This window comes from Streptomyces sp. HUAS MG91 (genome assembly GCF_040529335.1).
In the GTDB taxonomy this organism is placed as follows: domain Bacteria; phylum Actinomycetota; class Actinomycetes; order Streptomycetales; family Streptomycetaceae; genus Streptomyces; species Streptomyces tabacisoli.
In genome coordinates, this window is record NZ_CP159534.1 from 8,095,588 (window position 1) to 8,118,015 (window position 22,428).

Below are 22,428 nucleotides of genomic sequence, written 5' to 3' on the forward strand. Positions count from 1 at the left end.
CGGGAGGTTGGGAGCCCGCACGCGGGGCAGGGAGGATCCATGGACTGGCGGGACTTCGCCGTGCGGCTGGCGGCGACGGCGCGGGAGCTGTTGGCGGAGGACTCCGTGGAGGGCACCCTCGACAAAGTGACCCACTCCGCCCTGGACCTCATCGAGGGCTGCACCGCGGCGGGCGTCCTCCTGCTGCGCCGGGGCACGGCGCGGACTCTCGCGCCCACGGAGCAGCTCGTCAACGACAGCGACGCGCTCCAGGCCGAGCTGGGCGAGGGGCCCTGCTTCGACGCGGCACGCACCGGCCACCCCGTCTTCCGCATCAAGGACCTCACCGAGGAGCGGGTCCGGTGGCCGGCCTACGCGCCCCGGGCACAGGCCCTCGGCATCGGCAGCATGATGGGGTTCCTGCTCTACACCGAGGACGAGGACCTGGGCGCCCTCAACCTCTACTCCGCGGTGCCCGGCGCGTTCACCGAGGACAGCGAGACGGCCGGCTGGGCGCTGGCCGCACACGCCGCCGTGGCGTTCGCCAGCGCCCGGGAGCACGCACAACTGGAGCAGGCGGTCGCCAGCCGGCACACCATCGGCGAGGCCATGGGCATCCTCATGGCCGGCCACCAGCTCTCCGAGCGGGAAGCCTTCGACGTGCTGCGCCGCTACTCGCAGGAGAAGAACGTCAAACTCCGCGAGGTCGCCGCCCTCGTCTGCGAGCGGGGCGGCCTGCAAGAGGAGTGACGGGCAGGCCCCGAGGGAGGGGGGTCGGTTCTCCTGGCTACAGCCTGAACCAGGAGAACCTCGGAGCGGCAGACCCCCGGAGGGATTTCACTGCTGCGCGCACCGTCCTGCTGGAGTAACCCGCCACACGCGTTCCACACCTGACGGGAACCTCCGACTCCCCGAAAATCGCCGCGCCGCCCCCTTCGGCTGTGAGCCCACCCATATGAGCCACGGCACATGCGAACGACGGTAGTAGTCGTGCGGCACCCGAAAGCAACCGGCGCCCACGCGCCCCGCGTGTCGCTTCTGCGTACCCCGGTAGTAGGTCACATCTTTGCCCCCGGCAGCCCGCACCGCTAACCCTGACTGAAGTTCCGGGACGGCCCGCATCGGCCCGCCCCGATCCCCTCACCTCATGGAGATTCAGTCAGCATGTCCATCACCCCGACGCTGTCGCGCACCGGCCGCATCGCCCGATTCCGCCGGTTCTCCGGGGCCGGGGCCGCCACGGTGGGCGCCGCCGCCATGGCGCTGACGCTGGTCCCCGGGTCCGCCCAGGCCGCCGAGCCCGCCGCCGCGAGCGCCCCGGCCGCGAAGACCGCGGCCCCGGCGAAGGCCGCGGCTCCCGCGAAGCCCGCCGCTCCGGCCAAGGCGCCCGCCAAGACCTACCCCGACAACCTCGACGGCTGGATCCGCGAGTCCCTCGACATCATGAAGGCCAAGGGCATACCCGGCTCGTACGAGGGCCTGCACCGCAACATCATGCGGGAGTCCTCCGGCAACCCGAACGCCGAGAACGGCTGGGACGTCAACGCGCAGAACGGCATCCCGTCCAAGGGCCTGCTCCAGGTGATCCAGCCCACCTTCGACGCGTACCACGTGGCCGGAACCGCGAACAACCTGACCGACCCGGTCGCCAACATCACCGCCGCCGCGAACTACGCGGCCGACAAGTACGGCTCGATCGACAACGTCGACTCCGCGTACTGAGCCGCCGGTCACCGATCCACGGGCCACCGGTCACCGAAGAAGGGCAGGACATGCCGCACGAGAGCGGGTACGAGCACCAGGCGCACCCGGCCGACCAGCCCGCGGCGCCCGCCTACGGGCCCGCGCGGGTACGCCGCTCCCGGCACAGGAGGCGCAAGAGCGCCCTGCGCTGGATCGCCTGGGGCACCCTGGGCGTGGCCCTGGTCGGCGGCGGAGGCGTGGCCTACGCCTGGCAGCACCTCAACGGCAACATCAAGGGCACCGACGTCGACGCGGCCCTCGGCAGCGACCGGCCGGGCGAGCAGCGCGGCGGCGCCATGAACATCCTCCTGCTCGGCTCCGACTCCCGGGCCGGAACCCACGGCCAGTACGGCAGCGGCGTCCTCGGCGCCCGCGCCGACACGGCCATGGTCCTGCACGTCGACAAGACCCACAAGAAGGCGTCGGTCGTCAGCATCCCCCGCGACACCCTCGTCGAACGCCCCTCCTGCGACAAGACCGGTGGCGGCACCGTCCCGGCGGCGCACGAGGCCATGTTCAACTCGTCCTACTCGCTGGGCGGCCCCGCCTGCACCGTGAAGACCGTCGAGAAGATGACGGACCTCCGCATGGACCACTACCTGGAGGTCGACTTCAAGGGCTTCCGGAAGCTCATCGACGAGCTGGGCGGCGTGGACATCACCACCAGCAGCGCCATCCGCGACCACAACAGCGGCCTCTCCCTGAACGCCGGGAAGCACCGGCTCGAAGGCAAGGACGCGCTGGCGCTCGTAAGGACCCGGCACGGCGTCGGCGACGGCAGCGACCTGGGCCGCATCCAGCTCCAGCAGGCCTTCGTCAAGGCCCTGATCCACCGCGCCGACACGGTCGACCCGCTCGGCAGCCCCGCCAAGTCCTACGCCCTGGCGGACACGGCGACCAAGAGCATCAGTGCGGACTCGGACCTGGCCTCCGCGGACAAGCTGCTCGGACTCGCCAAGGAGCTGAAGGGCATCAGCCCCGACCGCACCAGCATGGTCACGATGCCGGTCACCTACGACCCGCAGGACGCGGGCCGGGTGCTGCCCCTCGACAAGGCGTCGCACCGCGTGTGGACGGCCCTGCGCCACGACCGGCCCGTCCCGAAGTCGGCGACCCACGGCTCGGTGGGGGACAGGACCGACTCGCCGGTCGTCTCGGGAACGTAGGACGGTCCTGTGGCCCCCGTGGGGGCGGGGCCACAGGACCGTGGTCGGGTCAGCCCTTCGTCAGGGCCGGCGGGGCCGCGTCCACGCCCCAGTCCGTCGGCGTACCGGACAGCTCGATCTTGATCGTGCCCGAGCGCAGCAGGTCCTCGTGGGACAGCCAGCTCTGGCGCAACGTGCCCCGGCGCGTGTGCACGGAGGACACGTACTGGAGCTTCGACGCACTGGCGCCGGGCGCCTCGACGGCGATCGTGCGGCCGTGTTCGGGACGGATCTCGACCTTCTCGAACATGGGCGCGGAGACGAGGTAGTTCGCGGATCCGGGCTGCGCCTCGAAGACGCCCGCCATGGCGAAGACGAGCAGCGACGAGGTGGCACCGAGGTCGTCGTTGCCGGGCATGCCGTACGCGTCGTCGGTGAACAGCGTGCGCAGCGCCCGCAGGACGGCCGAGGTCTTCCACGGCGCCCCGGTCCACGCGTACATCCACGGGGCGTGGAAGTCGGGCTCGTTGTTCGGGTTGAACGCGAAGTTGTTGTGGTAGTCGTACGCGCCCGTCACCCACGAGTCCGAGGCCGCCTTGGCCGGGTCGGTGAGTACGGTCGGCATGTCGAAGAACGTGTCGAGCCGTCGCTCGGCGTCCGACCGGCCGCCCATCAGACCGAAGAGGGTCTGCGGGTCCTGCTGGGCGAGCCACTGGTACTGCCAGGCCGTGCCCTCGTGGAAGGCGCCGGACTGGGTGGGATCGGGATCGCCCGCGACGCTGCCGTCCGCGTTCCTGGTGACCGGGAATCCGGTGAAGCCCTGGGACGTGACGCCGGAGTCCCACAGCTTGGTGAAGTTGTCGCACCGCGAGGCGAGTTCGGCCGCCTTGTCGCGGTGGCCGAGACCGCTCGCCATCGTGGACAGCGAGCAGTCGGCGAGCGCGTACTCGAGCGTCGCCGAACCCGCCTGCCGGCTGTCGCCGAACGTGTAGCCCGGCAGGTTCTGGTAGCCCACCCAGCCGTTCTTCACGTACGTCGGATTGCCGTCACGGCCGCGGAAGACCGACTGGTCCGCGGGGACCTCGTTGACGTTCTTCCAGAGCGCGTCGAACAGGCCGCGCGAGGTGCGGTCGTCGAGCAGTCCGCGGTTGTACAGGTCGACGATCCACGGGGTGACGGGGTCGCCGCTCATCACGTTCGTCTCGCCGCCGCCGAGACCCCAGCGCGGCAGCCACCCGGCGTCCTCGTAGATCCGCAGCACGGACCTGGCCATGTCGGCGGCCTTGTCCGGGTGCAGCAGGGCCACCAGCTGGTTCTGCGAGCGGTACGTGTCCCAGAGCGAGAACATCTGGTAGTACGTGGAGTCCGAGCGGTGCACCTTGTCGTCGAAGCCGCGGTAGCGGCGGTCGACGTCGGAGCCGATCGACGGGTGCAGCAGCGAGTGGTAGAGCGCGGTGTAGTACGTGCGCTGGTCGGCGCGGCTCCCACCGGCGACCCGCATCCGGTTCAACTCGCCCTTCCAGTCGTCGTGCGCCGCGGACTTCGCCGCACCGAACGACTTCGGCTGCTCGGCCCTGCGGTTCAGGCGGGCGCCGTCGACCGAGGTGTAGGAGATCCCCACCGACGAACCGACCTGACGGCCCCCGGCCCGGTCGAACGTCAGCCAGGCACCGGCCCGCTTGCTGCCGCGCGACGCCTCCCGCTGACCTGCCGTCAGCGTGCCGTCGGTCCAGGTGCCGAACGACGAGAACGTCCGGTCGAACTTGGCGCTGAAGAAGACCCGGTAGCGCTCCTTGCCCGTCTCGCCGCAGAAGTTGCCGCCCTGGACCCAGCCCTCCACGGTGTCGTTCCCGACCACCTTGATGTCGCCCGCGTAGGTGCTGCCGTTGCTCTCCCCGGCCTCGATCAGCACGCTCTCGGGACCGGATCCGGCGGGATAGGTGTAGCGGTGCTGGCCGGTCCGCTCGGTCGCGGTCAACTCGGCCTGGATGCCGTTGTCGAACGTGACGCCGTAATAGCCGGGCGCGCGCGTCTCGTTGTCGTGGCTGAACCTCGCGGCGTACTGCGCCGGATCCGACGAAGTGACCGCGCCGGTCGTCGGCATGAACCGGATGTTGCCCATCGTCTGACAGCCGACACCCGACAGGTGCGTGTGGCTGAAGCCGAGGATGGTGTTCTGCGCGTAGTCGTACGAGGCGTACTTGTTCAGCTGCGTGTCGGGGCTCAACTGCACCATGCCGAACGGAGCCGCCGCGCCGGGGAACGTGGTCCCGTCGCCGTTGTTGCCGACCGACGTGTCGACCAGTGTGGTCGGATCGGCGGCGAACGCCGGGCCCTTCGCCGCGGCGTTCGCGACCCCCGCGGAGGTCGCCATGGTGGTGACGACCAGCAAGGCGGTGAAGACGCGTCTCAGCGCTCCCATCGTGATCCTCTCGTGCGACAACGTTGTCAACTCGTGCCCGCTGATCTTTCCTCTCCGAGTGGTGATCCGTCAATGAGCGTTCACGAGGCGGTCGTTGGTGCCTCTCCGGGGCGTCGGTCCGGAGAGCGGAGCACGAGCAGGGTGATCTCGCTCGGGGCGAAGACACGGAAGGGCGGGCCCCAGAAGCCGGTGCCGCGGCTGGTGTAGAGGAGGGTGCGGGCACCGTGCCGGGTCAGTCCGGCGAGCGCGGGCTGGTCGAGGCGGACCAGGTGGTGGAAGGGCCAGATCTGGCCGCCGTGGGTGTGCCCGGAGAGCTGGAGGTCGATGCCGGCGGCTGCCGCCCGGTCGATGAACTTGGGCTGGTGGGCGAGGAGCAGGACGGGCGAGTCGGGGTCGGCGCCGTCCAGCGCCCCGTCGAGGTGGGCGCGGTGTCCGGCCAGACCGGAGGACTCGGCGGTGACATCGTCCACACCGGCGACCACGAGGGTGTCGCCGCCGCGTTCGACCAACAGATGGCGGTTGCGCAGCGGCTCCCAGCCCAGTTCGTCCATCAGGTCGACCCAGCCCTGGGCCTCGCTGTAGTACTCGTGGTTGCCGGTGACGTACACGCGGGCCTCGGTGGCCCGCACGGTGCCGAGCGGGGCGGCCTGGGCGCGGCGGCGTTCGGCCGTGCCGTCCGCGATGTCCCCGGTGTGGCAGACCAGATCGGCCTCCAGGGTGTTCACCGTGTCGCACACCCGTGCCGACCAGCGGGCGCGGTCGAGCGGCCCGTAGTGGGTGTCGGTGATGAGCGCGACGCGCAGCCCGTCCAGTCCGGCACCCAGGCGGGGGAGTTCCACGTCGAGGCGGCGCACGCGCGGCACCCGGCGGGCCTCGACGTATCCCCAGGCGAGCAGCACGGCGGCCACGCCGAGGACCGCCCAGGTGACGATCCGCGCCCGGTCCTGCCCGTCACCGACACCGGCCACGACCAGGGCGAGCCGGAGCAGGACGCCGAGCAGCACCGACCAGGTGAACAGGACCCAGCTGGAGCCGAGGAGGGAGTCTCCGACGATCGCCGCCCCGTCCTGCTGCCGTCGGCCGTGGCCGCGCATGATGGCCAACGGCATCCCGATCAGGCCGAGGACGAACACGACGGTGCCGGTGAGCGTGACAGTGAACGGCCAGTGCTGACCGGCGTACAGCAGGACCCAGCAGGGCACGGCCCACAACAGGACGGGCGCGATCAGCGGAATGTAGCGCATCAACCGGCGCAGTCCGCCGGGCCGGGGCGGCTCCGCCGCACCGTCGGTGGGCCGGGTCTCGCTGGTGTCGGTCACGTTTCCCCTCCTCGGGCGACCGGGCTGCCGCCGCGCGCACTGTATCCGGTAACTCGGTGGCGATCGGAAGGCTTCCGTCTGCCAGGGCCGCGGTGCGCGGGCCCACGGCACCCGCTCCCGGACGTGGCTGGATCCGTGCTAGCTTTCGGGAGGCCGTGCGAGAGAACGAGGAGGTGGTACCCGTGAACGTATTCACTTGGGTGCTCTCCTCCGGAGCCACGGTCGGGCGATAGGTCGTCCGGGAGCGCCGCTTCTTGCAGCACTCCCGAAAGGCACGACCATGCACTTCACCTCTGAACGACACCTCGACGACGGCGTCGTCGAGCGCTCCTTCACCCTCGGCGAGATCCCCGGCATCCTGTGGACGCCCGCCTCCGCCCCGGCACCCACGCCGGTCATCCTGCTCGGCCACCCCGGCGGTCTGGACACGATGTACCCCCGGCTCGTGGCCCGGGCCCGGCAGTCCGCGGCGCAGGGCTTCGCCGCGGCCACCGTCGAACTCCCGGGAAGCGGGGACCGGCCCCGGTCTGCCGTCACCGACGAGGCCCGTGCCGATCTGCGCCGGGCCCTGGCGGCGGGCGAGCCGGTCACCGACGACATCGTGGACCGGCTCGTCCTGCCCCTGGTCGACCAGGCGGTTCCGGAATGGCAGGCCACCCTGGACGCGCTCCTGGCACTGCCCGGGATCGGCGGCCCGGTCGGCTACTCGGGGGGAGTGATCTCCATCGGTACGCGGTTGGCGGTGGCCGAGCCGCGCGTCGAGGCCGCCGTGCTCTTCGCCGGCAGCTTCGTCCCTCGCGCCATCTACGAGGAGGCCCGCCACGTCACCATTCCGCTCCACGTCCTGCTCCAGTGGGACGACAAGGGGAACGACCGCCAGGCGGCCCTGGATCTGTTCGACGCCTTCGGCTCGCGGGAGAAGACACTCAACGCCAACATGGGCGGGCACACCGGCGTCCCCCAGCACGCGGGTGACGCGGCGGCGGCGTTCTTCGAGCGCCATCTGAAGCGGGGAGGCGTCTCCTAGCGGTCACCTCGCGGGCCGGGCGGGGCGGATCGGTCCTGTCGGTAGGCGTCCCCGTGCTCGTTGAGGAGGACGTACGCGGAGTAAATGGCGGCGGCCTCGCGGGCGCGGGCCAGCAGGTCGGTGAGGGGAGGCGGGGTCAGCCCGAGGCGGTCGAGGAACTCCGCCCTGCGCTCGGGCAGGTCGTCCATGCCGGCCGCCTCGCCGAGCTCGTCGTCCTCCTCCTGCCGCAGTGAGGACGTCATGCGGGCAACCGTACGTCCCCTTGCGGATCAGGAGGCGGAGTCGGCCGGTGTCGTCAGGGTGCGCAGCAGCAGGGGCGTGAAGTTCTTCGTCAGGCTGCTGTTGCCGTGGATGACCTGGTGGGCGGTGACCCCTTCGAACAGGGCGATGAGCAGGCGCGCGAGTTCGTCGGCCGGGAGCGAGGGCTCTCTCCCCGCTCCGTCGAGGGCCGCGGCGAGTACGTTCGTCAGCCCCTGGGCGAGGCGGTCCTCGTGGGCGGCCAACTGCTCGGCGACGGCAGGGGTGCGGGCCGCGTGCAGGGTGAACTCCATGGAGACCAGGAACCATTGACGTTCCTCGGCCGTGCGCCCCGCGATGCGTTCACCGAGCTGCGCGACCGGATCGCTGTCCGGGGCCGCTTCGGCGCCCGCGGCCTCCAGACCGGCCAGCAGCCGGTCGGTGTGCTCGTCGTACAGGGCGAGGAACAGCTCTTCCTTGTCCCGGTAGTTGGAGTAGAAGGCGCCCCGGGTCAGCCCCGCCCGTTCGACGATGTCGCTGATGGTGGTGGCGTGGAAGCCCTTCTCCCGGAACAGGGCCCAGGCGCTCTCCGAGAGGGCGGCACGGGTCAGAGGCCGGCGTTTGGTCGGTGACTTCGGCACGTCGGGGCTCTTTCGGGAGACTTCGCAGGCGGGGCGCGGTGCGTGGCCAGCCTAAGCGACGGCCGGTCACGCCCGGGAACCCGCCACGATCAGCTCGCGCGGTCGTAGTCGTCGTAGAAGCCGCGGCCGCTCTTCACGCCGAGGTGGCCGGCCTCCACATAGCCGCGCAGGAGCTCGCGGGGGCCGCTCGGCAGGTGCGGGTTCTCGGCCGCGTAGTGGTTCTCGATGTCCAGGACGACGTCCAGGCCGACCCGGTCCATCATGCGGAACGGTCCGGCGACGCCGCCCATGTTGATCATCCACATCGCGTCGACGTCCTGCGGGGTCGAGACGCCTTCGGCGACCACGCTCAGGGCCTCGCGCTTGATGGCCGCCCAGACGCGGTTGAAGATGAAGCCGGTGCTCTCGCGGCGTGCCTCGAAGGGGAAGACGCCGTAGTGCGGCAGCTCGCCCAGGAGCAGGTCGAGCACGGCCCGGTCGGTGTGGCCGCTCGACATCAGGTCGACGGCGCTCTGCGCGGGCGGCATGTAGAAGTGCATGTTGAGCACGCGCTCGGGGTGCGCGACGTGGTCGATGAACGCGCTCGTGGGGTACGACGACGAGTTGCTCGCCAGGATCGCGTCGGCGTCCGCGGCCTTGTCCAGGTCGGCGAAGATCTGCTTCTTCAGGTCCAGGCGCTCGGGGACGGCCTCCACGACCAGCCAGGCGCCGGCCAGCGCCTCGGCGAGATCGGTGGTCGTGCTCACGGTGCCGGGCGTACCGCCCTCGATGCCTGCGGCGACCTCGGCCACGTGCTCCTCGACGTACGCGCACGCCGCCTGCCCGGCCTCGCGCACCGGGTCGTACACGCGGACCGAACCGCCACGGGTGGCGAACATCAGGGCGATGCGGCGTCCGAGGGTGCCGGCGCCGATGACGGTGACCGGCCGGGACGCCGGATCGGTGGGGAGGGTGAAAGGCATGACGATCTTCTTCCAGTGGTGCGGGGGCGGTGCCGCGGGGCGCGTCGGCGCGGATTTGCGGAGAACCACCCATCGGATACATGGTGTATCCGATACATACTGTATCGCATGTGGCGCCGACGCTTCCCTGCCGACGCCTCCATGCCGATGCCGACAGCCCGACGAGTCGCCCAGGAGACCGCCCATGCGCGCCGAAGAGGTCCGCCGCCACGTCACCACCCCGCTGACCACCCCCGTCTATCCGCCCCGCGCCACCCGCTTCACCGACCGCGAGTACTTCAACGTCCTGTACCGGACCGACCCCGAAGCGCTGCGCGCCGTCGTCCCCGAACCGCTCGAGATCGACGAGCCCCTGGTCCGCTTCGAGATCATGAAGATGGGGGACGTCGAGGGCTACGGCCCCTACCTGGAGTGCGGCCAGGTCGTCCCCGTACGCCTCGGCGACGAGCACGGGGAGTACCTGCACGCCATGCACCTGGACAACTTCGGCGCCACCGCGGCCGGCCGGGAGCTGAGCGCGTACCCGAAGACGATCGGCTCCCCGGCCCTGTTCGCCGATCACGGCGCGCTCGTCGGCACCCTGGACTACGGGACCCAGCGCGTCGCCACCGCCACGATGCCCTACAAGTGGGAACCCCTGGACACGGCCGCGGCCCGGGAGCAGATCACGGTGCCGACCTACGCCGTCAAGATCGTCCCGAGCCTCGACTGGCAGCTCCGGTCCAGCCGCCTGGTCCGCACCCGCATCACCGACGTCACGGTCAAGGCGGCCTACCAGGGACCGGCCCGCCTCCAGCTGTCCGCACACGTCATGGCGCCGCTCGCGGACCTGCCGGTCCTGGAGATTGTCTCCGCCAGCCACATCCTCACGGACCTGACGCTGGCCCCGATGGAGCCGGTGCACGACTACCTCGCGGCGTAGGGCATCCTCGAACCCCGCGCCGGGGCCGCCACGGCCGCCGCGGCCGACACCCGCCGACCGGATCCGAAGGGGCGCGCATGGCACAGGACGAGGCCCGACTCCGCCGCCACCTGGCGTCCTCCCTGCTGGACGACATCGACGGCATCACCGGACGACTGGTGTCCGACATCTGCGCCCACAGCGCGCTCTACGCCTCCGGGCGCCCGGTCCCCCTCGCCGACCTGCGCGCGATCTGCCGCGACAATCTCGTCCTGGTCGTCAAGGACTTCGGCCGGATGCCCGCGGGCGCCGACGACTTCACGGCCGCGGCCACCGAGACCGGACGGCGCAGAGCCGGACAGGGGATGCCGCTGGACACCGTGCTGATGGCGTACCGGCGCGGCGGCCGCGTCCTGTGGCAGGCCATGACGGAACCGCTCAGGGGCCGCCCGGCGGGCGAACAGGACCTCGCGCTCGACGTCGCCGGAGCGCTGTGGGAGACCATCGACCGGTTCTCGACCGTGATGTCCGACGCCTACCGCCTCGCCCAACTCGAACTCCAGCACCGCAGGGAGTCCCGCCGCGGCGCCTTCCTCGAAGCCCTCCTGGAGGGGCGCGGCAGCGACCCCGCCGTGGCCGCGGCGGCGTCCGCCGCACTGGGGATCCCGGTCACCGACAGCTACGTGGTCGTGGTCATCGACCAGAACCCCGCCGACCCCGCCGCCCCCGAGCCCGTACTGAAGGAGGCGGACCTGTGGTCGTTCTGGCGCACACGGGCCGCACGCAGTACGGGACTTGTGCGCCTCGCGTCGCTGGAGCCGGCGAAGCTCGCCGCCGTGCTCCGCACCGCACGCCTGGGCGCCGTCGGCATGTCACCCGCGTTCCGGAGCCTCGCGGACGCCGACACCGCGCTGCGCCTGGCGGAGCGCGCGCTCGGGACGCTGTCCCCCCACAGCGGCGAGGTGGCGGAGCTCGACGAGCGCCTTGTCGAGGCGATGCTCACCGGCGACGCCGAGATGGCCGACCGGATCGTCGCCCGCTATCTGGGAGGCGTCCCGGAGTGCGGACCGGACGCCGTGCTGCTGATGGACACCCTGAACACGTGGCTGGCCATGGGGTGCTCGGCGCCGCGCACGGCGGAACGCCTGTACTGCCATCGCAACACCATCCTGAACCGTCTGGAGCGGATCTCCGAGATCACGGGCTGGTCCATCGAGTCCGGCGAGGCGCGCCTGGGCTGGGCACTGGCCCTGCGCGCGGCGCGCGTGCCGCGCTGACGTCCGACGATGTGAAACCGCACAGGGGCCGGGCGCCACGGTTGGGCGACTGCCACTGGCCGGTCACGGAGCGGGGCACCCAGGATGTGCGGGACCTGATCACATCCACGGGAGGTCTGTGATGGGAGAGCGGTTCCGGCGCGCGACGGTCATCGCCGCCACGATGGGCATGGCGCTGACGTTCCTGACGCACGGGGCGGTCGCCGCCCCGGGACACGACGAGCGCGGCACCTACGTCAACGCCGCGGGCAAGGTGGACTACGAGGTGCACCTGCCGCCCGCGTACCGGCCGGGCAAGAAGCTGCCGGTGGTGGTCGCCCTGCACGGCTGCGGCATGACCGGCTTCGCGGACAACTCGATGAAGGACATGACCCGGTTCAACCGGACCGCCGACACCGAGGGGTTCATCGTCGTCTATCCGTCGCAGGATCCGCTGCGCAATCTGCTCCGCTGCTGGAACGCGATCGAACCCGCGCACCAGCACCGGGACAGCGGCGAGCCCTCCCTGATCGCGGGCCTCACACGCGAAGTGGTGCGAAGCCATCACGCCGACGCCACGCGGGTGCACGTCGCCGGAGCCTCGTCGGGCGCCGGTCTCGCCGTCGTCATGGCGGTCACCTACCCGGACGTGTACGCGTCGGCGGCCTCCCTGGCCGGCGGCGAGTACGCCTTCGACAGGGTCAAGCCCGAGCCGGACGCGGTCAGCCCGGTGGACACCGCGAAGCTGGCCCATGCCGAGATGGGACGGCGCGCCCGCCAGGTGCCGCTGCTGATCGAACAGGGGAGCGCCGACACGACGGTGCCGCCGTGGATGGCCGAACGGCTGGCCTCGCAGTGGGCCGCCGTCGACGACCTGGCCCCGGACGGCAGGCTCGACGGAGACGTGGACGACATGCCCGACGCCACCCGCCGCGTGGACGCGCCGGGGGAGCGGCCCTACACCCGCACCCGGTACACGGCACGCGGCGGCGGACCGGTGTTGATCGAGAAGTACGAGGTGGAAGGCCTCGCGCACAAGTGGCCGGGCGGCGGCAGCGGTCCGTTCGCGGATCCGCTGGGCCCGGACATGACCTCGATCATGTGGGACTTCTTCGCCGATCGGCACCTGTGAGGGACTGCCGCGGCGCCGGCAGGGCCGCCAGGCTCGCCTCCAGGTCGTCGAGGGCCCGGCGCGCCGTGGCGATCCGGGCGCGTACGTCGTCCTCGGAACCCGTCGCCGCGGCGGGTTCCCCGGCCCGGGGCTCCTCCATCGCGCGGGCCTCGTCCAGCGAGGTGATCACGACTCCGATGAGGACGTTGACCAGGACGAAGGAGGCCATGAGGACGTAGGAGGCGTAGTAGAAGATGCTCCAGCGCGAGATCTCCAGACCGCCGTGCACCGCGTCGCCGAGACCGTCCAGTGTCATGAGCAGGAACAGGGTGAGGATCGCGCGGCCGATCGACCCGAAGTGTTCGGGGTTGTCGTCGGCGAAGAAGACCCAGCCCACCATCGCGTACACGTACAGCAGCAGCCCTCCCACCAGCAGGAAACTGACCGTGCCGGGCAGGCTGCGGCCGACCGCGACCAGCACGATGCGGAGCTGGGGGAGGAAGCGGGCGGTGCGCAGCACGCGGGCCAGGCGCAGCAGCCGCAGCACGGTGGCGTTCTCGCGGACGAGGGGCAGGAACGCGCACAGCACCACGGCGAGGTCGAACACGTTCCACCGGTCGCGCCAGAAGTCGCGCGGCCGGTCGAGGTGGGCGGCGATCCGCAGCGCGATCTCGGCGGTGAAGACGGCGAGGAAGGCGTGCTCGACCACCTTCAGCTCGTCGTCGAACCGGTCGGTGACCCCGCTGTAGGTCTCGACACCGAGGACGGCGGCGTTGCCGAGGATCACCACGAAGACGGTGACGGCGAACCAGCGTGCCTCTGTCACGGCACGACAGCGGGCGGCCAGGGCCGCGCGGCGGGAGGGCCCGCTTAAGGGGATCGGGTTGCTGCTCACAGGAATTGGATCTTACGCGGCCCTCGCGTGCGTGAGGCGTGCGAGCAGGTCGTCCAGGGCGCCGAGCGCGTCGCCGCCGTCGACGGGGAACTCAATACGCGCGAGAAGGAACTCGTCGCCGAACTGCGCAACCGCTGCCGGCTACGCCCCTAGGACACACCTACGTTCCCTCCGCCGGCGCCGCGTGACAGCTCCCCGCCGGCGACGGGAGCCCGCTCCGTGCCCATGGATCCACGCCGGCCGCCACTGACCCGTCGGCGGCGTCACCCGTTCTGCCCAACGGGACCCCGGTTGCCTCCAGGTGCCCGTCCGAGCAGGCGCGACGCGGCCGATCGTCGGAACATGGGAGAACGCGGGAGAAGGCAGAACGGGCCGAGCAGACGGGAGTGCCGCAGGTGGCCGATGGGCACGAGCACGGCAGTTCCGGCGAGCGCGACGCCGAGGTGCGCCAGGTCGAGGCCCTCAACCGGCTGGCAGGCCCCGCCGACGACGGATCTATTGAGGCGCCGGAGCGCGGGCGACACCGCGCATCCGACCTGCTCGTCGCGGGGCACTCGCTGGCGCGGGCCGAATCGCTCGCGGAGGCGCTCGCCCTGATCTCCCAGCTGTCCGGCACCGAGCTGCCGCTGCGCGGACAGGCGGTGTTCCGCGCGGACCGCGCCTTCCTGCACTGCGTCGGACACTTCGGTCTGTGCGACGCGGGGGACGAGGCGTTCCGGCTGCCGCTGGACATCGACCACCCCGCCACGCAGGTGACCCGCACCGGACGCCCCGTGTTCCTGTCCTCCCCGCAGGAGTACCGCGACCGGTTCCCGACCGCCTGGCCGCTCTCCGACCGGGCGGGATCCGAGGCCTGGGCATATCTGCCGCTGGTCACCTACGGCCAGCTCACGGGCGTGTGGCTGGCCGCGTTCGACGCCCCCGTACCCATGACCGACGGCCTCGGCACCTTCCTGATGACCCTCGCCCGCCTGCTCGGCGAGAGCATCGAACAGACCTACAACGGCCGCGCCGACCACGCGCTGTCCCAGAACCTGCGCAGCAGCATGGACCGCGTCGGCCCGGGCGTCGAAGGCCTCACCGTGGCCGCCCGATACGTCCCCACCGGCGGCGGACTGATGATCGGCGGCGACTGGTTCGACAGCATCGCCCTGCCCGGCGGGCGCCTCGGCCTCGTGATCGGCGATGTCCAGGGCCACGACGTCCAGGCCGCTGGACTGATGTCCCAGCTGCGCACCGCGATCCACGCCTACGCCGTCGAGGGCCACGGCCCCGACGCCGTCATGGTGCGCGCGTCCCACTTCCTGGCGTCGCTGGACGAGGACCGCTTCGCCACCTGCATCTACCTGGAGGCCGACCCGGCCACCGGCATCCTGCGCATCGCCCGGGCCGGGCATCCGCACCCCGTCCTGCGGCTCCCGGACGGTACCTGTCTCCTCAAGCACGTGCGCGGCGGGCTGCCCCTCGGCCTCGACCTGGGAGAGGACGACTACCCGGTCAGCGTCATCACCCTGCGTGCGAACGAGATCCTCATGCTGTGCACCGACGGACTGATCGAGAACGGCGGCCACGACATGTACTCCGGCTGGCTCCGCGTCCGCAACGCCCTGACCCCGGGCGCCGCCGAGAACATCGACGGGCTGGCGGACCGGCTCCTGAACGCCGTCGTCGCCCCGCACACCGCGCAGCCAGGCACCCGCCCCACCTCCTTCACGGAGGACGACATCGCCCTGCTGCTCCTGCGCCGCGATCCGTCCGACCCGTCCGCGGACCACCCGGGACGCCATCTGCGGCTGACCCTCGAACAGGACCAGGCCCAGGGGCTCGCCGACGCGCGGATCGAACTCCAGGGACTGCTCCACGACTGGGCGCGCCCCGAGCACGTCGACACGGTGGTCCTGCTCGCCTCCGAACTCCTCGGCAACGTGCTGGTCCACACCGAATGCGCCGCCGTACTCGGCGCGGAGATCAGCGGCGTTCAGGGGCGGCGCCACCTGCGGGTCGAGGTCACCGACCGCAGCGACGAGGTCCCGCACCGCCGTGCCCCCGGCGAACTCTCCTCCTCCGGCCGCGGTCTCGTCCTCCTCGACCTCCTCGCGCATCGCTGGAACATCCGCCCCGAGCCGGAGGGCAAGACCGTGTGGTTCGAACTCGACGAGGACGGGCCGGAGGAACCGTGACCTTCTGATCGCGGTCCGGGTCAGCGCCCGTTGGCGGAGAAGTGCTGGTAGTCCGGGTGCGCCCAGCGGCCGCCCCACTGCCAGCCGACCTTGCGCATCGCGGTCGTGATCACATCCCCGCGCCGGATCATTCCCTTCACCGGCCGGTCCCGGCGCAGGTAGCGGCGGCCGGCCGGCGGGTAGACGCGGCCCGCGGTGTCGACGTAGGGGTTCTCCAGCGTGTTGATGTCGATCGCGTCGCCGTAGGAGTGCTGGGACCGCTTTCCCGGACTCCCGGTCACGGCGCGGCAGTTGAAGGCCGAGGTGTTGTCCTGCTTCATGGCGGCGGTGTCGCTGCCCCGGTACGCGGCCATGACCTTCATCCGCCGGACGGGGAACTTCGCGGCGAAGGCGCGCCCGAACACGTACAGCATCGGGCTCACGGCCCGGCGGCTGACGATCAGTTCGCCGCGGTGCACCTTGCCGTCGAAGCCCCAGTGGTTCATCCGGATCAGGCGGAGGTCCTTCGGCGGGACGGGGCAGCCGCGGCGATAGGTGTGCGCCAGTTTCGCGCCGGGAACGGCGGAGACCACGGCGTTCAGGCCGGGCGCGGTCGCGGGATGGGCGGTGGGGGGCGGCTGTGCCTGCGCGGGCGGAGTGGCCAGCAGGACTGCGGTGACGACGAGAGCGGCCAGCGCGGGACGCGGAGCTTTTTGCACCTTATGACCGTAAATGCGGCTCTCTGGGATGTTCGGCAGGACGGTGCCGCGTCGCCCCGGTGTTGGCGGTGGTCTGCCGTGATTGTCATCGTTTCGTATCAGCCGACAGGTCCGTACAACCCCTGTGCCCCGGGGCTGGTCTAGCCGGGCAGGAATCAAGGGAGAGGATCGGTCATGGGGGACCATCGCAGACGGGTCGTCGGTGTGGCCGCGGTCGCCGGGCTCGTCGCGCCGCTCGCGCTCGCGCTCGGCGCGGCACCGGCGCAGGCGGCCGGAAGTTGTACGACTCAGACGGGACCGCGTCAGAAGCAGGTCGAGAAGTTCCTCGGCCGCCCGGTCGACGGCAGGCAGTCAGCCGCCGACTGCAAGGCCATCAAGGCTTTCCAGACGAAGCACGGCATCACCCCGAACATCGGCTACGCGGGACCGGTCACCTGGGGCGTGATGGACCTGATGAACAAACAGAAGGCCGTCGGCAGGACCCCGAACAAGGCGGGCAAGTGCCCGGTGAACAAGGGCCGGATCGCCTGCGTCGACCTCACGCTCCAGCTCAGCTGGATCCAGGACGGCAAGGACCTCGTCTACGGGCCGGTCCCGGTGCGCACGGGCCGTAACGGGTACGAGACGCGCACCGGACTGAAGAAGATCTACTGGCGGCACATCGACCACGTGTCGAGCATCTACCACGTACCGATGCCGTACAGCCAGTTCTTCGACGGCGGGGAGGCGTTCCACTCGGTGGGCGTCAGCATGTGGAACCCGCCGGGATCGCACGGTTGCGTCAACATGACGAAGACCACCGCGAAGAAGTACTGGTCCCTGCTGAAGACCGGAGACGACGTCTTCGTCTACGGCCGCAAGCCGGGCACCTGACCCTACGGGACCCCGGCCGCCCGCAGAACCCCGGCGAAGGAAGCCTCCCGGTAGAGGTCCGCCTCGCTGCCGCCGGCCTTCTCGCCGTCGATGCGCACGGTCGGGGTCCCCTGGACGCCGTCGTCCCGGAAGGACTTCATCGCCTCGGCGACCCAGGACGCGTACCGGCCGTTCTCGACCGCGCTGTCGAACGCGGGACCGCGCAGACCGTCCACCTTGTCGGCGATCCTCAGCAGATACGCCGCCGAGTAGACGTCCTGGCGCTCGTCCTCGGGCTGGTTGGCGAAGACCGCCGCGTGGAAGGCGCTGAACTTCCCCGCGTCGACGGAGGACCGCAGCGCGTTAGCCGCGTTCACGGAGCCCGAGCCGCCGAGCCGCGCGTCGAGGAACGACGCGATGGTGTACTCGACCTTGACCCTGCCCTCGCGCACGGGAGCCGCCAGGGCCCGCGCGCCGCCCTGCTCGAACTCCTTGCAGTACGGGCAGCGGGGATCCTCGTAGACCTGCACGGTGTGCGGCGCGTCGGCCCGGCCCACCACGATCGTCGCGCCGTCCACCCTCGCACTCGCGCCGGACAGGTCGGCGGCGTCGGAGACCTCGCGCACGGCCGGCGTCCCGCCGCCGCGCGCCCCGCTGTCCCCTGAGGCGCAGCCGCTCAGGACCAGGCCCGCCCCCAGCACGACCGCCGACGCGGTCAGGATCGCTCGCTGTCGCACGACGCACCCTCTCGGCTCTCCGATGGCGCAGGACATCCCCGCACGTCTCCACGCTAGGCGCGCCGTACCGGCCGACCGGACGGCGAAAGCCCGGTCCGACCAGGACTTTCGGCACCTTCCTGCCGGGAATTCCTCCCCGTCGCACCGGGCGCCCGGCGGCGTGCGGTCGCCGACACCCGCGCACCGCCTTAGCGTTTGGGGCATGAGCGAAGAATCGGGTGAGAAGTCGCTGGAGCAGGATGTCCTCGACGAGCTCGGCGACGACGGGCTCCAGCAGCTCGCGGAGGTGCTGGGCACGGACGCCCCGGGCGCGCAGGACGTCGTGGGCAACACGGTGTCGGCCCTCTCCGGGGGCCTGCGCGAGCGTTCCGAGGAAGGGCCCGACGGCGCCCGCGAGGTGCGGGAGGCCATCGACGAAGCGGCCCAGCCGCCCCTCCAGGGCGTGGCCACGCTCGGCGGCCTGGGCGGGCTGGCGTCCGGCGGGCTGCTGGCCGGACTCCTGTCGAGGATGAGCCGCCCGGCGGCCAACGTGATCGCGAAGAAGACGGGCCTGCCCGCGGCGAACGTGGCCCGCGGGATCGAGCTGGTCATCCCCGTGATCCTGGCCGTGCTCAGCAAGCGGGCCACCCGCAAGAAGTAGCGCTGGGTGCCGCCGGCCGGCGATCCTCCGGACCTTTTCGGGGTCCTGGCACGGCGAACGAGCCGACAAAGCCCGGCACGGCGTACCGACCCGAGGGGACCCACAGGCGGAGAGCCGGCCCAGTGTGCCGTGGACAGCCGCGCAGGCCACCAGCGAGGCAAGGGCCGCCACGCCGGGACTCGGCACGCGCTCGCGCCAGGTGCGGGCCGGCGCGAGGGGGAGCGCGCAGGCGATCGCGCCGCCGACCAGCCCTTGCCCCACGTACCCGAGCGCGCGTCAGGAGTGCGGGCACTCGCTCCCGCAGAGGTCGCCGACCGCGCCCACGGACACCACCCGCTGCCACCCCCGCGGACCGCGCCGCACCAGGCACCGGCCGCACCGAACAGCGGCCCGGCGACGCAGGCCGTCCGCGCTCGCCGCTATTGCCCCTCGACCGGTCGGGCCGTGTGCCGCGGGTGGCCGTGCGTGCGCCGGCGCTCCTTCATCTCCGCCTCGTACAAATGGTCGCGTCCTTGCGCGAGTTCGACCCGTGCCTGCCGCTCCAGCGCCCGGTAGGGCTCATAGAAGTCGGTGTCGTACTCCTCCACGATCTGAAAGGTCCAGCGCCCTTCGAGCACGTTGCGGCCCACCAGCTCGTGCGCGATGCGGTCCGCCCACGCGGTGTGTCCCGCTTTCCGCAGCAGATCGACGGCGCGCCCCAGTTCGAGATCGGCCGTGCCGGTCAGCTGATGGAAGGCGTAGAGGTGGCCGCGTGCCTGCTCCACCGTTTCCAGTGCTTTGGACAGCGATCCCAGTGCGGCGACCGTCTCGTCGCTGACACCGGGCGGGCGCAGATGGCCGGCTTCCGGCCGGTCTTCGTCGGCGTTCATGACTCTCTGTTCCCCGCTCCCTCGCGCCCCATAGCGCGCCGGGACGGATCCCCCACCCATCGAGTGAACCTCGGTGCACCACAGCGTGCGCGGCCGTCGCCGAGACCGCCGCACCGAAACGGCCCCACCGCTTGTGATGCGGCCGATACGGGGCACGAGGTAGGGGCAGGGGGCGAGAGGAGGAGGCAGGCCCATGAGTGTGCCGGCGCGGCGACAGGGTGGAGGAGGCACGAGCGGTCTCTACGACGTGCTCGAACTCATTCTGGACAGAGGGCTCGTGATCGACGCGTTCATCCGCGTCTCGCTGGTCGGAATCGAGATTCTGAAGATCGACGTGCGCATCGTCGTCGCGAGTGTCGACACCTATCTCCGGTTCGCGGAGGCGTGCAACCGGCTCGACCTGGAGACGGGGAGCACGAAACCCCCGGGCCTGCCGGAGGTCCTGGACGGGAGCGCGTCCCGGGGCAAGACGGAGAGCGCCCTGTCCGGTGTGGTCAAGGGAATCTCCGACGTGCTGGGACAGCCGAAGCGCCACTGAACGGGACGGTCACTCCCGCACGGAGGGCAGCGGGCTGAGCCACACCGCCCCCAGTGGCGGGAGCCGCAGTGTGATCGACGCCGGGAAGCCGCGGTGGGCGGTGGGAGCCGAGGGGAGCGGGTGTTCGTTGAGGACGCCGCTCCCGCCGTAGCGCGGGGCATCGGTGTTGAGGACCTCGTGCCAGGCCTCCGGCGCCGTCCCCGGGACACCGATCCGGTAGTCGTCGCGCACCACGGGGGCGAAGTTGACGACGGCGAGCAGTGGGGCGCCGTCGCGGGCATGGCGGACGAAAGCGAGGACGTTGTCGTCGGCGGCGTCCGGCTCGGCCCAGGAGAAACCCGCGGGATCACCGTCCTGTTCCCAGAGCGCGGGACGCGACGTGTACAGGCGGTTGAGGTCGCCCACCAGGCGCTGGACGCCACGGTGGTCCTCGTGCGCGGGATGATCCGCGCCGAGCACCCACCACTGGGGCCCCTCGGCCTCCGACCATTCGGCACCCTGGGCGAACTCCTGCCCCATGAACAACAGCTTCTTGCCGGGGTGGGCCCACATGAAGGCCAGGTAGGCGCGGTGGTTGGCGCGCTGCTGCCACCAGTCGCCCGGCATCTTCGACACGAGCGACCGCTTCCCGTGGACGACCTCGTCGTGCGAGACCGGCAGGACGTAGCTCTCGCTGTACGCGTACACCATCGAGAACGTCAACTCGTGGTGGTGGTACCGGCGGTGGACGGGATCGTGGGCCATGTAGGCCAAGGAGTCGTGGGACCAGCCCATGTTCCACTTGAGGCCGAAGCCCAGACCGCCGAGACCGCCCGCCGCGGGCTGGTCCGTCGGCCGCGTCACACCGTCCCAGGCGGTCGACTCCTCCGCGATGGTGACGATGCCCGGACAGCGTCGGTAAAGGGTGGCGTTCATCTCCTGGAGGAAGGCGACGGCATCGAGGTTCTCCCGTCCGCCGTGCGCGTTCGGCGACCACGCGCCGTCCTCGCGGGAGTAGTCGAGGTAGAGCATGGAGGCGACGGCGTCGACGCGCAGGCCGTCGATGTGGAACTCCTCGCACCAGTACACGGCGTTGGCGACAAGAAAGTTGCGCACCTCTCGGCGCCCGAAGTCGAAGACGAGCGTGCCCCAGTCGGGGTGGGCGGCCCGCACCGGGTCCTGCGGTTCGTACAGGGGCCGCCCGTCGAAGTCGGCCAACGCCCACGCGTCGCGCGGGAAGTGCCCCGGCACCCAGTCGAGGAGGACGCCGATGCCCGCCCGGTGCAGGGTGTCGACGAAGTATCTGAAGTCGTCGGGGGTGCCGAGGCGCGCGGTGGGGGCGTAGAAGCCGGTGACCTGATAGCCCCACGAGCCGCCGAAGGGGTGCTCGGCCACGGGCAGCAGTTCTACGTGCGTGAATCCCAACTCGGATACGTAGTCGACCAGTTCGTCGGCCAGTTCGCGATAGGTCGCGCCCGGGCGCCAGGAGGCCGGGTGCAGCTCGTACACGGACAGGGGAGCCGCGTGCGCCGGCCGGTCGCCGCGCCGCCGCATCCAGTCCTCGTCGCCCCAGGCGTAGTCGCTGTCCGTCACCACCGACGCGGTCGCGGGCGGGACCTGGGTGCGGCGGGCCATCGGGTCCGACCGCTCCAGGCGAGAGCCGTCGGGGCCCGTGATCTCGAACTTGTACAGGGCGCCCGCGCCGACACCCGGGACGAACAGCTCCCAGACGCCGGAGCTCCCCAGCGACCTCATCGGCAGCGCCGTCCCGTCCCAGTGGTTGAAGTCGCCGCGTACGCGCACGCCCCTGGCGTCGGGGGCCCACACCGCGAAACGGGTCCCCCGCACTCCTTGGAGCTCCCGCACATGGGCGCCGAGCACGGTCCAGAGTTCCTCGTGCCGGCCCTCGGAGATGAGGTGCAGGTCGAACTCGCCCAGGGTCGGCGGGAAACGGTAAGGGTCGTCGACCTCGACGACGGCTTCGGGGTGGACGACGCGCAGGCGGTACGCGCCCGGTGCGTCGCCCGCGTCCCGATCGCCCGGCACCGTGCCCGCGAAGAGGCCGTCGCCCTCGTCGTGCAGCACCCAGGAGACGGGTCCGGCGATGACGGAGACGGCGCGCGCGTGCGGACGCAGGCAGCGCACGATCACTCCGTCGGGGCCCGGCCGGGCGCCCAGGACGGCGTGCGGATCGTGGTGCTCGCCGCGCAGCAGCCGGTCGCGGTCGTCCGGCTCCAGGGTGGGCGCGGGACATGCGCGGTGGACGGTGGTCGGGGCCACGTCGGCGACGGCCATCG

The 22,428-nt window shown here is 71.4% G+C and carries 22 protein-coding genes; 12 read left to right on the top strand and 10 right to left on the bottom strand.

The features are described from left to right. Positions 1–39 precede the first annotated feature (39 nt). From ABII15_RS36695 to ABII15_RS36705, 3 genes are all read left to right on the top strand, one after another. Positions 40–729 carry a GAF and ANTAR domain-containing protein gene (locus ABII15_RS36695; protein WP_353946610.1) on the top strand — a complete coding sequence of 230 codons (690 nt, stop codon included), beginning with the start codon at positions 40–42 and terminating at the stop codon, positions 727–729. A gap of 414 nt (positions 730–1,143) precedes the next feature. Next, the gene (locus ABII15_RS36700) at positions 1,144–1,701 is read left to right on the top strand and encodes a transglycosylase SLT domain-containing protein (RefSeq protein WP_353946611.1); all 558 of its coding nucleotides are present in this window, start codon (positions 1,144–1,146) and stop codon (positions 1,699–1,701) included. Positions 1,702–1,751: 50 nt separating this feature from the next. Continuing rightward, positions 1,752–2,888, top strand: a complete 1,137-nt coding sequence (locus tag ABII15_RS36705; RefSeq protein ID WP_353946612.1) for an LCP family protein — start codon at positions 1,752–1,754, stop codon at positions 2,886–2,888. A 49-nt stretch (positions 2,889–2,937) separates the two neighbouring features. On the opposite strand, the gene ABII15_RS36710 is transcribed toward ABII15_RS36705, so the two are convergent. Then, complete coding sequence (locus ABII15_RS36710; protein ID WP_353946613.1) at positions 2,938–5,289, bottom strand: GH92 family glycosyl hydrolase; 2,352 nt, start codon at positions 5,287–5,289, stop codon at positions 2,938–2,940. A gap of 80 nt (positions 5,290–5,369) precedes the next feature. Then, positions 5,370–6,608 (bottom strand): metallophosphoesterase, encoded by a 1,239-nt coding sequence (locus tag ABII15_RS36715; RefSeq protein ID WP_353946614.1) that lies wholly within the window; start codon positions 6,606–6,608, stop codon positions 5,370–5,372. A gap of 280 nt (positions 6,609–6,888) precedes the next feature. On the opposite strand from ABII15_RS36715, the gene ABII15_RS36720 reads away from it, so the two are divergent. Beyond that, complete coding sequence (locus ABII15_RS36720) at positions 6,889–7,635, top strand: alpha/beta hydrolase (protein WP_353946615.1); 747 nt, start codon at positions 6,889–6,891, stop codon at positions 7,633–7,635. On the opposite strand, the gene ABII15_RS36725 is transcribed toward ABII15_RS36720, so the two are convergent. From ABII15_RS36725 to ABII15_RS36735, 3 genes are all read right to left on the bottom strand, one after another. Continuing rightward, positions 7,632–7,877: a hypothetical protein gene (locus tag ABII15_RS36725; RefSeq protein ID WP_353946616.1), complete on the bottom strand. Its 246-nt coding sequence runs from the start codon at positions 7,875–7,877 to the stop codon at positions 7,632–7,634. The genes ABII15_RS36720 and ABII15_RS36725 overlap by 4 nt on opposite strands. 27 nt (positions 7,878–7,904) lie before the next feature. After that, positions 7,905–8,513 carry a TetR/AcrR family transcriptional regulator gene (locus ABII15_RS36730; protein ID WP_353946617.1) on the bottom strand — a complete coding sequence of 203 codons (609 nt, stop codon included), beginning with the start codon at positions 8,511–8,513 and terminating at the stop codon, positions 7,905–7,907. An 89-nt stretch (positions 8,514–8,602) separates the two neighbouring features. Further along, entirely contained in the window at positions 8,603–9,475 is an 873-nt protein-coding gene (locus ABII15_RS36735; RefSeq protein WP_353946618.1) for a 3-hydroxyacyl-CoA dehydrogenase NAD-binding domain-containing protein, read from the bottom strand. A 184-nt stretch (positions 9,476–9,659) separates the two neighbouring features. Between ABII15_RS36735 and ABII15_RS36740 the strand changes: the two genes are divergently transcribed. From ABII15_RS36740 to ABII15_RS36750, 3 genes are all read left to right on the top strand, one after another. Further along, complete coding sequence (locus ABII15_RS36740) at positions 9,660–10,397, top strand: acetoacetate decarboxylase (RefSeq protein WP_353946619.1); 738 nt, start codon at positions 9,660–9,662, stop codon at positions 10,395–10,397. Positions 10,398–10,474: 77 nt separating this feature from the next. Beyond that, entirely contained in the window at positions 10,475–11,653 is a 1,179-nt protein-coding gene (locus tag ABII15_RS36745) for a helix-turn-helix domain-containing protein (RefSeq protein WP_353946620.1), read from the top strand. Positions 11,654–11,774: 121 nt separating this feature from the next. Beyond that, entirely contained in the window at positions 11,775–12,764 is a 990-nt protein-coding gene (locus tag ABII15_RS36750; protein WP_353946621.1) for a PHB depolymerase family esterase, read from the top strand. On the opposite strand, the gene ABII15_RS36755 is transcribed toward ABII15_RS36750, so the two are convergent. Then, the gene (locus tag ABII15_RS36755) at positions 12,730–13,569 is read right to left on the bottom strand and encodes an ion transporter (RefSeq protein ID WP_353946622.1); all 840 of its coding nucleotides are present in this window, start codon (positions 13,567–13,569) and stop codon (positions 12,730–12,732) included. The genes ABII15_RS36750 and ABII15_RS36755 overlap by 35 nt on opposite strands. A gap of 96 nt (positions 13,570–13,665) precedes the next feature. Between ABII15_RS36755 and ABII15_RS36760 the strand changes: the two genes are divergently transcribed. Then, on the top strand, positions 13,666–13,791 hold the full coding sequence (locus tag ABII15_RS36760; protein WP_353946623.1) for a hypothetical protein: 126 nt from the start codon (positions 13,666–13,668) through the stop codon (positions 13,789–13,791). A gap of 242 nt (positions 13,792–14,033) precedes the next feature. After that, a complete protein-coding gene (locus tag ABII15_RS36765) occupies positions 14,034–15,818 on the top strand; it encodes an ATP-binding SpoIIE family protein phosphatase (protein WP_353946624.1) in 1,785 nt (594 codons plus the stop codon). A 20-nt stretch (positions 15,819–15,838) separates the two neighbouring features. On the opposite strand, the gene ABII15_RS36770 is transcribed toward ABII15_RS36765, so the two are convergent. Then, positions 15,839–16,516: a M15 family metallopeptidase gene (locus ABII15_RS36770; RefSeq protein ID WP_353946625.1), complete on the bottom strand. Its 678-nt coding sequence runs from the start codon at positions 16,514–16,516 to the stop codon at positions 15,839–15,841. A 174-nt stretch (positions 16,517–16,690) separates the two neighbouring features. On the opposite strand from ABII15_RS36770, the gene ABII15_RS36775 reads away from it, so the two are divergent. Further along, on the top strand, positions 16,691–17,389 hold the full coding sequence (locus ABII15_RS36775) for a L,D-transpeptidase family protein (protein WP_353946626.1): 699 nt from the start codon (positions 16,691–16,693) through the stop codon (positions 17,387–17,389). Between the two features lie 2 nt (positions 17,390–17,391). On the opposite strand, the gene ABII15_RS36780 is transcribed toward ABII15_RS36775, so the two are convergent. Then, on the bottom strand, positions 17,392–18,105 hold the full coding sequence (locus tag ABII15_RS36780) for a thioredoxin domain-containing protein (RefSeq protein ID WP_353946627.1): 714 nt from the start codon (positions 18,103–18,105) through the stop codon (positions 17,392–17,394). Between the two features lie 202 nt (positions 18,106–18,307). Between ABII15_RS36780 and ABII15_RS36785 the strand changes: the two genes are divergently transcribed. Beyond that, the gene (locus ABII15_RS36785) at positions 18,308–18,745 is read left to right on the top strand and encodes a DUF937 domain-containing protein (protein ID WP_353946628.1); all 438 of its coding nucleotides are present in this window, start codon (positions 18,308–18,310) and stop codon (positions 18,743–18,745) included. Between the two features lie 419 nt (positions 18,746–19,164). On the opposite strand, the gene ABII15_RS36790 is transcribed toward ABII15_RS36785, so the two are convergent. Beyond that, on the bottom strand, positions 19,165–19,614 hold the full coding sequence (locus ABII15_RS36790; protein WP_353946629.1) for a hypothetical protein: 450 nt from the start codon (positions 19,612–19,614) through the stop codon (positions 19,165–19,167). Positions 19,615–19,807: 193 nt separating this feature from the next. Here ABII15_RS36790 and gvpJ point away from each other — a divergent pair, with 193 nt between their 5' ends. Then, the gene (gvpJ, locus tag ABII15_RS36795) at positions 19,808–20,152 is read left to right on the top strand and encodes a gas vesicle protein GvpJ (RefSeq protein WP_353946630.1); all 345 of its coding nucleotides are present in this window, start codon (positions 19,808–19,810) and stop codon (positions 20,150–20,152) included. 9 nt (positions 20,153–20,161) lie between these two features. Here gvpJ and glgB read toward each other — a convergent pair whose 3' ends face one another. Beyond that, on the bottom strand, positions 20,162–22,426 hold the full coding sequence (gene glgB, locus ABII15_RS36800; protein ID WP_353946631.1) for a 1,4-alpha-glucan branching enzyme: 2,265 nt from the start codon (positions 22,424–22,426) through the stop codon (positions 20,162–20,164). Positions 22,427–22,428 lie beyond the last annotated feature (2 nt).